The 13,643-nt window shown below is 74.4% G+C and carries 9 protein-coding genes; 8 read left to right on the top strand and 1 reads right to left on the bottom strand.

The genetic code is table 11. From position 1 onward, the window contains the following. A partial coding sequence (locus ACWGKU_RS37235; RefSeq protein WP_452191741.1) for an amino acid adenylation domain-containing protein occupies positions 1 to 2,615 on the bottom strand: 2,615 nt, incomplete at its 3' end. 1,093 nt (positions 2,616 to 3,708) lie between these two features. Here ACWGKU_RS37235 and ACWGKU_RS37230 point away from each other — a divergent pair. The 8 genes from ACWGKU_RS37230 to ACWGKU_RS37195 form a co-directional block, all read left to right on the top strand. Then, positions 3,709 to 5,004 carry a cysteate synthase gene (locus ACWGKU_RS37230; RefSeq protein ID WP_452180755.1) on the top strand — a complete coding sequence of 432 codons (1,296 nt, stop codon included), beginning with the start codon at positions 3,709 to 3,711 and terminating at the stop codon, positions 5,002 to 5,004. A 43-nt stretch (positions 5,005 to 5,047) separates the two neighbouring features. After that, the gene (locus tag ACWGKU_RS37225) at positions 5,048 to 6,376 is read left to right on the top strand and encodes an aminotransferase-like domain-containing protein (protein ID WP_401049122.1); all 1,329 of its coding nucleotides are present in this window, start codon (positions 5,048 to 5,050) and stop codon (positions 6,374 to 6,376) included. Between the two features lie 91 nt (positions 6,377 to 6,467). Further along, the gene (locus ACWGKU_RS37220; RefSeq protein ID WP_401049120.1) at positions 6,468 to 7,199 is read left to right on the top strand and encodes a thioesterase II family protein; all 732 of its coding nucleotides are present in this window, start codon (positions 6,468 to 6,470) and stop codon (positions 7,197 to 7,199) included. A 56-nt stretch (positions 7,200 to 7,255) separates the two neighbouring features. Continuing rightward, complete coding sequence (locus ACWGKU_RS37215) at positions 7,256 to 7,468, top strand: MbtH family protein (protein ID WP_401049118.1); 213 nt, start codon at positions 7,256 to 7,258, stop codon at positions 7,466 to 7,468. Between the two features lie 134 nt (positions 7,469 to 7,602). Further along, positions 7,603 to 8,700 carry a 4-hydroxyphenylpyruvate dioxygenase gene (gene hppD, locus ACWGKU_RS37210; protein ID WP_401049116.1) on the top strand — a complete coding sequence of 366 codons (1,098 nt, stop codon included), beginning with the start codon at positions 7,603 to 7,605 and terminating at the stop codon, positions 8,698 to 8,700. Then, positions 8,697 to 9,866, top strand: a complete 1,170-nt coding sequence (locus ACWGKU_RS37205) for an alpha-hydroxy acid oxidase (protein WP_452180756.1) — start codon at positions 8,697 to 8,699, stop codon at positions 9,864 to 9,866. Before hppD ends, ACWGKU_RS37205 begins: the two co-directional genes overlap by 4 nt. A 65-nt stretch (positions 9,867 to 9,931) precedes the next feature. Further along, complete coding sequence (locus ACWGKU_RS37200; RefSeq protein WP_452180757.1) at positions 9,932 to 10,945, top strand: AfsA-related hotdog domain-containing protein; 1,014 nt, start codon at positions 9,932 to 9,934, stop codon at positions 10,943 to 10,945. Positions 10,946 to 10,971: 26 nt separating this feature from the next. After that, positions 10,972 to 13,643 (top strand): AfsR/SARP family transcriptional regulator (locus ACWGKU_RS37195; protein ID WP_452191739.1); only part of this gene is annotated, 2,672 nt, incomplete at its 3' end.

Genomic DNA, 13,643 nt, shown 5'->3' with positions numbered 1-13,643 from the left:
TCGCCCAGCTCGATGCGGTAACCGCGCACCTTCACCTGGTCGTCGGTCCGACCCAGGTACTCCAGCGCCCCGTCGGCGCGCCACCGCGCCAGGTCGCCGGTGCGGTACATCCGCTCCCCGGCCGAACCGAACGGGCACGCCACGAACCGCTCCGCCGTCAGACCCGGACGGCCCAGGTAGCCGCGCGCCAGCTGAACACCCGCGATGTACAACTCGCCCGCCGCACCCACCGGGACCGGACGCAGCCCGGAATCCAGCACGTACGCCCGGGTGTTCCACATCGGCCGACCGATCGGGACGACCTCCGACCCGTCCAGCACCTCCGGAAGCACGAAGTCGGTGCACCCGACCGTCGCCTCCGTCGGACCGTAATGATCCACCACCACGACACCCGGGTGACGCTCGCGCCACTGCGCCACCGCCGCCGCCTGGACGGCCTCACCACCCACCATCAGCCGGCCCGACGGACTCACGCGATCGCCCAGCGAGTCCAGCACCGCCAACGCGCTCGGCGTCACCTTCATGAACGACGGACGCCGACCACCCAACACACCCGGCAGAGCATCGTCCAACGCGGCGACCACCACCTCGCCACCGCACACCAGAGCCCCGTACAGGCCCGTCACACCCGCGTCGAACGACACCGACGCGTGCAGCACCGTCAGCCCCGCGACCTCCGGATACACCTCCACACACCGGACCACGTAGTTCACCAGGCCCGCCTGCGTCACCACCACACCCTTCGGCCGACCCGTCGACCCCGAGGTGTAAATGACATACGCCGGACTCTCCAGGCCGTGCCCCGCACGCACCGGATCCGACACCGGCAGCACGCTCAGGGCATCGACGGTCTCCGCTGCGTCCAGGTCGATCCGCCGCACCCCGGCGTCAACGCCCAGGCCCAGCCCCGCCGTCGCACCGGAGGCGACCAGCACCGACGGCCGGGCGTCGGCCACCGTCGCCGCCAACCGCTCGACCGGGTACTCCGGGTCCAGCGGCAGGTACGCCGCCCCCGCCTTCCCCACCGCCAGCAGCGCCACCACCAGCTCCACCGACCGCGGCAGGCACACCGCGACCAGGTCCTCCGGCCCGACACCCTCGGCGACCAGCAGGTGCGCCAACCGGTTCGCCCGCTCGTTCAACTCCCCGTACGTCACACCACCCGACGCGTCCGACACCGCCACCGCACCCGGCGTCCGCACCGCCTGCGCCTCGAACAGCTCCGGCAGCGTCACCGCCGGCACCTCACGCGCCGTGTCGTTCCACCCGAACAGCACCAGCTCCCGCTCCGCCTCGCCCAACACCTCGACCCGACGGAGCGGGGTGTCGGCGGGGGCGGCGGCCATCGCCAGCAGGGTGTTGCGGAAGAGGGCCACCTTGGCGCGGTTGGTGTCGTCGCTGTAGAGCTCGGGGTTGACGTCCGCGGCGATGCCGATGAGGCCGTCGGTGGAGTTGTCGTAGAGCGACAGCGAGAAGTCGTTGAAGTGGCCGCCGCCCAGCGGCTTCAGCCGGACCGAGCAGTTGCCGAAGGCGAGGTCGTAGTCGAACGGCATGGCGCTCATGACCAGGCTGAACAGGTTGCCGCGGCCGACCAGCCCGAGGTCCCGGAGGATGTCCTCGTAGCGGTACCGCTGGTGGCGCAGGGCGGTGCGGATCGCGGTCCCGACCCGCCGGACGAGCTGCTGGAGGGTGAGGTCGTCCGACACGGCCACCCGGATCGGCAGCATGTTGGCCGCCATGCCGGGGACGTCGAGTTCCTGGCGGCTCCGGCCGAGGACGGGGACGCCGATGACGACGTCCTCGACGCCGGTCAGGCGGTGGAAGCAGAGCACGGAGGCGGCGATGGCCAGGCCGGAGACGGTGGTCCGCAGACCGCGTGCGGCCGTGCGGAGGTGCGCGGAGGTCTCGGCGTCGACGGTCTCGGCGTGCCGGGCCAGGGTGTGCGGGGTGCCGACGGGCGGGCGTCCGCCGCTGAGGCTGGGCATGTCCGGGCGGTCGGCCAGGGTTTCGGCCCAGTACGCGCGGTCCTCGGCGAAGCTCGCCGAGGCGCGGTACTCGGTGTCCTTGTCCAGGAGGGTGTCCAGCGGCACCGTCCGCGGCTCGGGCACCGGGCCGCCGGCCGCGAGGGCGGTGTAGTGGGCGGCCACCCGCGAGGCGACGATGGCGCCGCTGAAGCCGTCGGCGGCGATGTGGTGGCCTCGCTGGTACCAGAGGTGGCGGTCGGCGGCGACGCGGAACAGGGCGTAGGTGAAGAGGCGGTCGCGGTCCAGCCGCATCGGCCGGGCCAGGTCGGCGCGCATCCAGGCCTCGGCGGCGGCGACCGGGTCGCGCTCGGCGCTGACGTCGAAGGTGTGCAGCGGCCAGTCGTCCGAGACGGCCACGTACTGGCGCAGCGAGGTGCCCGATCCGGTGAAGCGCACGTGGAGGGGTTCGACCCGTCCGGTGATCTCCCGCACGGCCCGCTCGAACAGCTGCGGGTCCAGGTCCCCTTCGATCTCCAGGCACTGGGCCACGCTGTAGACGGGGTTGTCCGGGTCGAGTTGCTGAGCGTTCCAGATGCCTCGCTGCGCGGCAGAGAGCTCCTTGTACGCGACGCCGACTTCTGACGTGCTCATACCACTCCATCGTCCCGTTGTGAGCGTGTTTCCACGCGTGCGTGCGTGCGGGCCCGGGGTCGTCCGGCCTCGGGGCAGGGGCCTCCCGCAGGGGGTGCCGGCGCCGGGAGGCCGCCGCGACGGCAGGCCGAGGCCTCGGCCGGACCCCGCGAAGGAGGGGCGGCCGGGCGCGGAATCGGGCGGGCGACGAGGGACGCGGGCGGGCCGGACGGCGGCCGCTCCGGCGCCGGGCAGCCCGAGCCGCCCCCTCGGGGAAACCGGAACCGCGGGAATCCCGGGCGGCCGGTCATGGTCTGTCCGCTTTCGGATCAATCCTGGCGCGGACCGGCCGACGCGTCAGTGAAGCGCCGGCGGAAGAAGTGTGGAGAAAATGGCGGGCATTGACGCAGAACCCCCCCTGCGTGGAATGGGCCGAAGGCCCCGCCCGCGAATCGAAGGACCCGCTTCGGTACATCCGGCGAGACCATTCCCGCCACAACGCTCACACATTGACTTTCCCCCGTATTGCCGACACTTCGCCACGCGAAGCGCACATGATGAACCATGCGCGGCGATCGCCGCTCCCGCGTCCGGATGGCAGACTCGGCCAACATCCGACGGGCTCCTGAGCAGGCGTCAGGACAGTAAAGTCGATCTTCAGAAGCCCTGCAATGTGAGCCCGGTCACAGGAAAACTGCGATTGCGGCGTCTATGCTGGTCACTCGCAAGCCCGCAGAACACGCTTGCTGCACACGTCGGGGGACAACGGGGTATGATGAACAGTTTTCGACCCATTCCATCAGGGTCCACAGCAATCCTTCTTTTCGGGGCCACACCTCTCTGAAATCTGTCCTGAACATGTCATAAAGCCCATCGGCCCCCTTCCATCCGAAGGCCGCCGAGGCGTTTATCAGGCAGTCTTTTCCCTTTTTCCGGATATCGACGCCGCGATTGTCGCGCGTCGCACTTCGGCGTGCCCGGCAAGTCCCGGTGCGCGCCGGAAAAGGGCTGAACACGCATGCCTCCGACCGTGCGGCAGGGGCCGGTCCGCGATGTCCGCGGACAGGTGCGCCCACGGCGGGGACGCCGTTCGACGCGAAAGGAACGCACCCTCGTGGATCCTGCTTGTACCTACCTGCTCGTTTGCGCCGGCTGCGACTGGCGGAGCTCCGACGACGGGCTCTGCCTGAGCTGCCCGCGATGCGGGGACGACACCCTGCTGCGCAGCGAGTACGCGGAACAGCGGTTCACCGTCACGCCGGAGAGGTCCGGCATCTTCCGCTACGGCTGGCTTCCGGTCCGACGCGAGGTCGAGGGTTCCCACCGGCCGGCCGTCTACCGGAGCGCGGGGCTCGGGAAGGCCCTCGGCCTGACCGACCTGTGGATCTCCTTCAGCGGGTACTGGCCCGAACGCGGCTGCCGGATGACCTCCGGCTCCTTCAAGGAGTTCGAGGCCTTCGCGGTGCTGGGACGCACCCCCGAGCAGGCCGGTGTGATGGTCATCGCCTCGGCCGGCAACACCGCGGCGGCCTTCGCCGCGGCCCGGAGCGAGGGAGTCCCTCGGCTGCTGGTGGTCCCGAGCCGGGCACTGCCGGCCGTGGCGGCCGCCGACGCGGGTTCGGCGGACGTCCAGGTGGTCGCACTCAAGGACGCCACCTACAACGACGCGATCGACTTCAGCCGGAAGCTGATCGCCTGCGGTCCCGGGTTCTTCGCCGAGGGCGGGGTCCGCAACGTCGGCCGCCGCGACGGGCTGGGCGTGGTCGCCCTCGCCGCCTTCGAGGAGATGGGGGTCCTTCCCGAGGTCTACGTCCAGGCGGTGGGAAGCGGAGCCGGGGCGATCGCCGTCCACGAGGCCGCCGAGCGCGTCATCGCCTCCGGTGCCGCCGACGGGCAGTCGGTCCCGCGGATGCTCCTGTGCCAGAACGCGGACTTCGCCCCGCTCAGCCGGGCGTGGCAGGGGCAGCCGGACGACCCGGCGCGGGCCGCGGCACCGCTCGGCCTCTACGCCCCGGAGCTGGCCAACGCGACGCCCCCCTACCTCGTCGGCGGCGGTGTCCGGGACGTCCTGCGCGCCGGCTCCGGCGACATGCTGGTCGCCGGCCGCGCGGAGGCGGAGGCGGCCCGGGCGATGTTCGAGGAGCTGGAGGGCATCGACATCGAGCCGGCGGCCGCCGTCGCCGTGGCGGCGCTGCGCGACGCCGTCCGGGACGGGCGGCTCGCGCCGGACGCGACCTGCCTGCTCAACGTGACGGGCGGCGGACGCCGGAGGCTGTACGCCGACGCCCCGGCCGCCGCGCCGCGGGCGTGGCTGGTCTCGCGCGGCGACTCCCCCGACGAGGTCGCGGCGCGCGTGCTGGACGCCTTCGCGACCGGCAGCCGACCGCGCGCCGTCGCCTCCGTGCGCTGAGCCGGAACCTCCGAGCCGAACCGTCAGAAGGGAAGTGGGCCCGTTGGGCAACCGCACCGTGGCAGGCTCGTCCCTGCCCCTCGACGTCCGGGACCTGCACGAATCGCTGGGCTCCCCGGTGAGCGCGTCGATGAACTTTCTCAACGAGGTGTCCCAGGACTACCCGGACGCGGTGTCCTTCGCCGCGGGCCGACCGTTCGAGGGCTACTTCGACCTCGACGACGTCCACCGCCACCTCGACGTCTACCGCCGCCACCTCTCCGAGCGTTTCGACGGTGACGAGGCGAAGGTCCGGCGCACCGTCCTCCAGTACGGCCGCACCAAGGGCGTCATCCACGAGCTGGTCGCGGCCCACCTGGCCGTCGACGAGGGCATCGTGGTGGACCCGGAGGCCGTCGTGGTCACCGTGGGCTGCCAGGAGGCGCTCTACCTGACCCTGCGGGCGCTGCGCGCCACCCCCGAGGACGTGCTGCTCGCGGTGACGCCGAGCTACGTCGGGGTGCACGGGGCCGCCCAGCTCGTCGACATGCCGCTGCTCCCGGTCCGGGAGTCCGCGGCGGGCGTCGACCTGGCGGACCTCACCGCCGTGGTGCGGGAGGCCAGGGCGGCGGGCCGGCGACCGCGGGCCCTCTACCTCGTACCGGACTTCGCCAACCCCGGCGGGGTGCGGATGAGCCGGGAGGACCGGCTGCGGACCCTGCGGGCCGCCGCGGAGCTCGACCTCCTGGTGCTGGAGGACAACCCGTACGGCCTGCTCGGCGACCCCGACGGGCCCCCGACCATGAAGGCCCTCGACACCGACGGACGCGTCGTCTACCTCGGCTCGTTCGCCAAGACCGGGCTCCCCGGCGCCCGGGTCGGCTACGTGGTCGCGGACCAGCCCGTCACCGGCCCGCGGGGCGGGGCCGGCCTGCTGGCCGACGAGCTGGCGAAGATCAAGAGCATGACGACGGTGAACACCTCGCCGATCGCCCAGGCCGTCATCGCCGGGAAGCTGCTGGAGAACGGGCACAGCCTGCGGGCGGCCAACGCGCGCGAGCGGGAGACGTACCGCGCGAACCTCCGGCTGATGCTCGACGGCCTGGCCGCGCGGTTCGGCGCCGGACAGGTGCCCGGCGTCTCCTGGAACACCCCGAGCGGCGGGTTCTTCCTGCTGCTCACCGTGCCCTTCGCGGCGAGCGACGAACTGCTGGAGCTCAGCGCCGGCAGGCACCGCGTGCTGTGGACGCCGCTGCACCACTTCTACGCGGACTCCGAGCCGCGCCGCGTGATGCGGCTGTCCTTCAGCCACCTGCTCCCCGCGGAGATCGACGAGGGGCTGGACCGGCTGGCCGGCTTCGTCCGGGAGCAGGCCGCGGCCGCCGCGCGGTGAGGCCGGCCCGCGCGGCGCGGGCCCCCGGGGTGCCATCGAGACCGAGGCTGAGAGGAAAGACGTGCGCCCAGCACACCAGTGGTTGCGAGTAGTGAAACCGTCGGCGGAGCCCCGCACCCGGATCGTCTGCTTCCCGCACGCGGGCGGCGCGGCGAGCTTCTACCGGGCGTGGGGGCCGTCCCTCCCCGACGGCGTGGAGCTGCTCGCTGTGCGGTACCCGGGGCGGGAGGACCGGCTGCTCGAACCGCCCGCGCGGACCATGGAGGCCCTGGTGGCCCCGGTGGTCGCCGAGTGCCTCCCGCTGCTCGACCGGCCGCTGGCGTTCTTCGGCCACAGCATGGGCGCGTCGGTCGCCTTCGAGGCCGCCCGCCGGCTCCAGGAGGCGCACGGCGCCCGGATCACCGCCCTGTTCGTCTCCGGGCGGTCCGGCCCCGGGCGGGAGAGCGTCCCGGAGCAGTCGTACGCGACCGCGCCCGACCGGGAACTCGTCCGGCATCTGAAGGAGCTGGGCGGCACGGAGACGGCCGCGCTGGACCACCCGGACCTGCTGGAGCTGGTGCTCCCGGCGGTCCGGGCCGACTACCGCATCGTGGAGGAGTACCGGGCCGATCCCGCCGGTGCCGTCCTGGACGTCCCCGTCGTCGCGTACTACGGGGACGAGGACGCCGACACCGACGCCGGGTCGGTGGCCGCGTGGGCCCCGGTGACGCGGGCGTCCTTCACCGCGCGGGCCTTCGAGGGCGGGCACTTCTACCTCACCGACCAGCAGGCCGGCCTGCTGCGGGACGTGCTGTCCCGGCTCGGCGTCCCGGCCGCCGACTGAACCGAGGCCGCCGCGAACCCGCGGCGCCGTCACCACCACCGCTAAGGAAGACGACAGTGACGAACCCGTTCGAGAACAACGACGCCCCGTACCTGGTGCTGCGCAACGCGGAGGGGCAGCACTCGCTGTGGCCCGCCTCCGTCGAGGTGCCCGCCGGCTGGGAGACCGCGTTCGGCGAGGCCGGCCGCCAGGAGTGCCTGGACTACGTCGAGGCCAACTGGACGGACATGCGCCCGAAGAGCCTGGTCGAGGCCATGGCCGCCGACTGAGCGCCGCCGCACGTCCGTTCGCTGCCCGGGGCGGGCCGCCCCGGGCAGCGGACGGCACGCCCCCCGAGCCTGCGCGGCCGGCGCGCCCGCCCCGCGCCGGTGGAGCCCTGCGACATTTCCAAGGAGAGAATCACGTGAGTGGGTCCGCGGTCTACGGCAACCTCGGCATCGAGTACGTCGAGCTGTGCGTGGACGACATCGAGGCCGGCACGGCCACCTGGGTCGGGCAGTACGCGTTCCGGGTCGTCGCCCCGCAGGTGGCGACCGGAACGGGCCTCAGGAGCACCGCCCTCGCCCAGGGGGACGTCACGCTCGTCCTCACCGAGAGCCGGGACACGGACCACCCCGCCGGCGCCTACACCGCACGGCACGGCGACGGGGTCTCCGACATCGCCCTGCGGGTCCCCGACGTGACCGCGGCCTTCGCCGAGGCCACCCGGCGCGGCGCGCGGCCCGTGGCCGCCCCGGCGCCGCACCCGGCGGGCGGCACCACGGCGACCGTCGGCGGCTTCGGCGACGTCGTGCACACCTTCGTCCCGGACGACGGCGCCGCACCGCCCGCGCTGCCCCACGGACTGGTCGTCGACCCGTCCGCCCTCGCCGCCGCGCGCGAGGTCGCGCCGCCCGTCGGCCTCCGGCGGATCGACCACTTCGCCGTGTGCGTCGACGCCGGCGAGCTCCAGGCGACCGTCGACCACTACGGCCGGGTCCTGGGCTTCGACACCATCTTCGAGGAACGCATCGTCACCGGTTCCCAGGGGATGGACTCCAAGGTCGTCCAGAGCCCCTCGGGAACGGTGACCTTCACCGTCATCGAACCCGACACCACCGCCGACCCCGGGCAGATCGACGAGTTCCTCGCCCGCCACGGCGGCGCGGGCGTGCAGCACATCGCCTTCTCGGTGGAGGACGCCGTGCGCTCCGTCACCGCCCTGTCCGAGCGCGGAGTGCGGTTCCTGACCGCCCCCGGCTCCTACTACGACCTCCTCGGCCGGCGGCTGACCCCGAAGAACCACCCGCTGGAGGACCTGCGCCGGTGGAACCTGCTGGTGGACGAGGACCACGCCGGCCAGCTGTTCCAGATCTTCACCCGCTCCGCCCACCCCCGCCGCACCCTCTTCTTCGAGGTCATCGAGCGCCTGGGCGCGGAGACCTTCGGGAGCTCCAACATCAAGGCGCTGTACGAGGCCGTCGAGCTGGACCGGGCGAAGCAGGGCGGTGCCGCGCGGTGACCGCCCCCTCCTTCCCCACCCCGGCGGTCCGCGACGAGCCCGCCGCCCGGTGGCAGCGCGAACCCGCCTGCCTCCAGGACCTGGAGCGGGCAGCCGCCGCGGTCCTGCCGCCGGACATCTGGGACTTCGTCGCCGGCGGCAGCGGCACGGAGTCCTCGGTGCACGCCAACCGCGACGCCTTCGACCGGCTCCACCTGGTGCCGCGGGTCCTGCGGGACGTCGCCGACTGCGCCACCGCGTCCCCGCTGCTGGGCCGGGACGCCGCGGCGCCGATCGCCGTCGCCCCGATGGCCTACCACCGGCTGGTGCACCCGGACGGCGAACTCGCCGTGGCCCGCGCGGCCCGGGACGCCGGCGTCCCCTTCGTCACCGGGACCCTGAGCAGCTACCCGCTGGAGGAGATCGCCGCCCAGGGCGGCCGGCTCTGGCTCCAGCTGTACTGGCTCAACGACGAGGCCAGGCTGTTCGACCTCGTCGACCGGGCCGAGCAGGCCGGCTGCGAGGCGCTGATGCTGACCGTGGACCTGCCCTGGATGGGACGCCGGCTGCGCGACGTGCGCAACCAGTTCACCCTGCCGCTGGACGTCCAGGCCGCCCACCTCGGTGACGGCTCGGCCTCCCGGGCCCACGCCCAGGGGTCCCGGACGTCCGCGGTGGCGGAGCACACCAAGGCCTTCATGACCGCCTCGCTCTCCTGGCGGCACATCGAACGGCTCCGCGAGCGCACCGGACTCCGGCTGGTCCTCAAGGGCCTCCTCGATCCCCGGGACGCCCGGCAGGCGGCGGACCAGGGGGTCGACGCGATCGTCGTCTCCAACCACGGCGGGCGCCAACTCGACGGCGCCGTACCGCCGATGGCGGTGCTCCCGGAGATCCGGGACGCCGTGGACGGCCGCTGCGAGGTCCTGGTCGACGGCGCGGTGCGCACCGGCAGCGACATCGTCAAGGCCCTGGCGCTCGGCGCCGACGGCGTCCTGGTCGGCCGCCCGGTGTTCTGGGGCCTCGCCACCGGCGGCCAGGCCGGGGTCGGCGGCGTCCTGCGCATGCTGACCGAGGAGCTGCGGGACGCGCTCGGACTGGCCGGCTGCGACTCGGTCGAGGCCGCGCGGTCCCTGCGCGTGGTCACCTCCGCGCCGTTGCGGACGGTCTCCGCGCCGCACGGGTAGCCCCGGGGGCCCCGGCCCCCACCCGACCCGACGCTCCGGGCGCCACCGACCCGAGGACCACTGCCATGGATACAGCGCTCCCGTTCCCCTACCCGCCCGCCCGACCGGACGGGCCCTTCCCCACCGGCGGCCGGCCCGCCGCGCCGCTGCACCTGCTGCGCCGCCCCTCCACCGCCGAGGGCTTCGCCCTGGACACCACCGCCCCGGAGGAGCAGCACTTCGTGCTGTCGGCCGAACTGCCGGACGACCACGAGCTGTTCACCGACGGTCCGGGCACCTTCCACGACGTCCTGTTCCCGGCGGAGACGATGCACCAGGCGGCGCACTTCATCGCCCAGCAGTACTTCCGGGTCCCGGCCGACCGGCCCGAGGCCTTCGCCTCCAGCAGCGTCGACGTCCTGGACCTCTCGCCGTGGCGCCGCACCGGGCGGGCCGCCCACCTCGCCATGGAGCTCACCCTGACCCCGGGCGACGTGGTCAACGGCGTCCCGCGCGGCCTGGAGTGCGTGGCCCGGGTGGCCATCGACGGAGTGAACTGCGGACTCAACCGGACCAGGCTGGTGTTCGTCATGCCCGGGGTGCACCGCAGCCACCGCGCCCGGGGCAGGCGCGAGAGCCTGAACGACTCCTGCGCGGTGTCCGCGCCCGGCGCGGACGGGGCGCTGCGCCCGGCCCGCGTCGGACGGAGCGACCCGCGCAACGTGCTGGTCGGTCCGCCGCTCAGGGTCCTCGACGGGGAGTTCCTGCTGCCGGTCGACCCGGCCCCGGAGCACGGACTCTTCCGCGCGGCGGCCGACGGCCCGATCCCCGGGTCGCTGTTCCTGGAGGCCTCCCGGCAGGCGTCCCTGCTGGTGGCCGCGGAGCTGCACGGCTTCGAGCCCGGCCACGCCGTCCTGACCCACTGGCGGACCTCCTACCGGGGCCTCGGGGACACCGACCTGCCGCTCGCCTGCACGGTCTCCTCCCGCCGCCCCACCCGGGACGCGGCCGGCCGGCCGGTCGCCCGGATGCGGGTCGTCTTCAGCCAGGGCAGCCGGGTCGTCGCCAGTGCCTCCGCCTCCCTCCTGCAGGACTGCTGAACCCGGCCGATCGAAAGGACCATGTGATGCGCTTCCGGATCCTGGGGCCGGTCTCGCTGTCCCCCCGCACGCCGTCCGCCGCCAAACCGCGCGCGCTGCTCGCGACCCTGCTGGTGCGCGCCGGGGAGGTCATCTCCTCGGACAGCCTGATCGACGAGCTCTGGGGGACCGAACCGCCCCGCACCGCGACCACCACCCTCCAGGTGTACATCTCCCAGCTGCGCAAGCTGCTGGCCGAGGGCAGACCCCTCGGACTGGAGACCGAGGAACTGCTGCTCACCCGGTCCCCGGGGTACCTGCTGCGGGTGCCCGAGGAGGACTTCGACCTGGCCCGCTTCGAGACGCTGCGGGTGGCCGGCCGTACCGCCTACGAGCAGGGCGACTTCGCCGCCGCCTCCCGGCTGCTGCACGACGCGCTGGCGGTGTGGACCGGCCCGGCGCTGTCCGGCGTGCCGCACGGGGTGCGCCTGGAGAGCACCGCCATCCGGCTGGACGAGCTGCGGATGGAGTCGCTCGACCAGCGGATCCGGGCGGACCTGCGGCTCGGCCACCACCGCAAGCTCGCCGGGGAACTGATGGCGCTGGCCACCGAGCACCCGCTGCGGGAGGCGCTGCACGGCCACCTGATGGTGGTGCTGTACCGCACCGACCGCCAGTCGGACGCCCTGCGGGTCTACGCCAGGCTGCGGCGCTCGCTGGTCGAGGAGCTCGGCGTGGAACCCGGGCGCTCGCTCAAGCGCCTCCAGGAGCGGATCCTGCGCTCGGACCCGTCCCTCGACTGGAGACCTCCCGAGCCGGCCGGCGGGTCCGCCGCCCGGGCCGCCTCCCCGACCGCCGGGCCGCTGCGGGGGCTGCCCGGCGGGACGGAGAGGCTCATCGGACGCCACGAGGAGACCGCCTCGGCCGAGCGGATGCTGCGCGGCGACGCCGGCCGGCCGCCGGTGCGGCTGGTGGCGGTGGCCGGACGGGCCGGCGTGGGCAAGACGGCGTTCGCGGTGCGGCTGGCCCGGCAGGTCGCGGACGCGTTCCCGGACGGCCAGGTCCTGGTCCGGCTGCGCGGGCCGCTCGGCCGGCCGCTGACCGCCGACGAGGCGGCAACCGCCCTGCTGCGCGGGCTCGGTGGGGGCGACCACGGCGCGGCGGACCAGGTCCCGGCGGACCGCGGGCAGCTCACCGCGGCACTGCAGCGCGCCTTACGGGGGCGCCGGCCGCTGCTGGTGCTCGACGACGCCGGCTCGGAGGAGCAGATCCGCCCCCTGCTGGCGGCGGTCGGCGACTGCTCGGTGATCGTCACCGGCCGGCGGATGCTCTCCGCCCTCGACGGCGCCCGGCACCTCGTCCTCCAGCCGCTGCGCCCGGACGAGGCGATGGAGATGCTCCACGTCGCCGGAGGGGAGCTGATGGCGGCCGACCCGGTGGCGGTGGCGGAGATCGCCGGGCTCTGCGGTCACCTGCCGCTCGCCCTGCGGGTCGCGGCGGCCTCGCTGGTCGCCCGTCCGCACACCACCGCCGAGGGCCTGGCGGCCCGGCTGCGCGACGAACGGACCCGGCTGGAGCGGCTGCGCGAGGGCGACCTCGACCTGCGGGCCTGCCTGATGACGGCGTACCAGGAGGCGCGGCCCGAGCAGCAGCGGGCGTTCCGGCTGCTGGGGCTGGCCCCCGTGCCCGACTTCGCGCTGTGGACGGTGGCGGCGCTGCTCGACGTCGAGGCGCCCGTCGCCGAGGAGCTGGTGGAGGGCCTGGTCCGCGCCCAGCTGCTGGAGACCAGGCCGCAGCCGGACGGGCAGGTCCGCTACGGCTTCCACGAGCTGCTGCGGGTGCTCTCCGGGGAACTGCGCCAGCAGGAGCGCACGGACTCGCTGCGCGCGGCGACGGCGCGGCTGTGCGCCGCCTACCTGTCCCTCGCCCGCCGGGCCGACGCACTGCTCACGCCCGGCCGCAGCCGGCAGCCCGAGGAGCCGGCCCCGGCGCCGCCGTCCGGCGCGGGCGACCGGGCACCGGCGCCGTGCGCGCCGCTGGCCTGGTTCCGGCAGGAGGCCGCCGGGCTGGTGCAGTCGGTGCGGCTGGCGCACGCGGCCGGGCTGTGGTCCCTGGTGTGGGACCTGGCGGGCAGTACCGCCGGGTACTTCCAGACCTGCGCGGTCTGGGACCAGTGGGAGACCTCCCACCGGCTCGCGCTGGACGCCGCGCGCCGGGCGGGTTCCCCGGCCGCCGAGGCGGCGGTGCTCCACTCCCTGGGCGACCTCGCCTGGCAGCGGCGCGAGGCGGACCGGGCGCTCGGCCGGTACGGCGAGGCCCGCCGGCTGTTCGGCCTGGCCGGAGACCGGCTCGGGGCCGCGCGCTGCCGGATCGGCGAGGCCGACGTCCTGCTCGGCCGGGGCCGCCTGACGACCGCCGCCCGGCGGTACGGCCGGGCGCTGGCCCTCTGCTCGGCCGGCCACGACCTGCGGGGGGTCGTGGCCGCGCTGGGCGGTCTGGCGATGGTGAACCTGCACCAGGGGCTCCCGCTCGGCGCCCTCCGGCTGCTCGACGAGTGCGGGAGGGCCGCCGAACGGCTCGGCGACCGCCGCTGGGCCACCTACGCCCGCCGCACCGCGGAGCGGATCGCCGGTCCGGACGGGCGGGCGGCCGCCGTGGAGGTCCGCCCGGGCATGTGGCTGCTCGACCCGGGCCGGCCGTCGTTCGCCCCGGCCGGCGC

Source organism: Kitasatospora sp. NPDC054768 (assembly GCF_053612025.1).
This window is presented reverse-complemented; position numbering and strand designations above follow the sequence as displayed.

Coding starts and splice junctions, on each gene's coding strand:
- ACWGKU_RS37200 (WP_452180757.1), top strand. CDS start 9,932: ATGGATACAGCGCTCCCGTTCCCCTACCCGCCCGCCCGACCGGACGGG.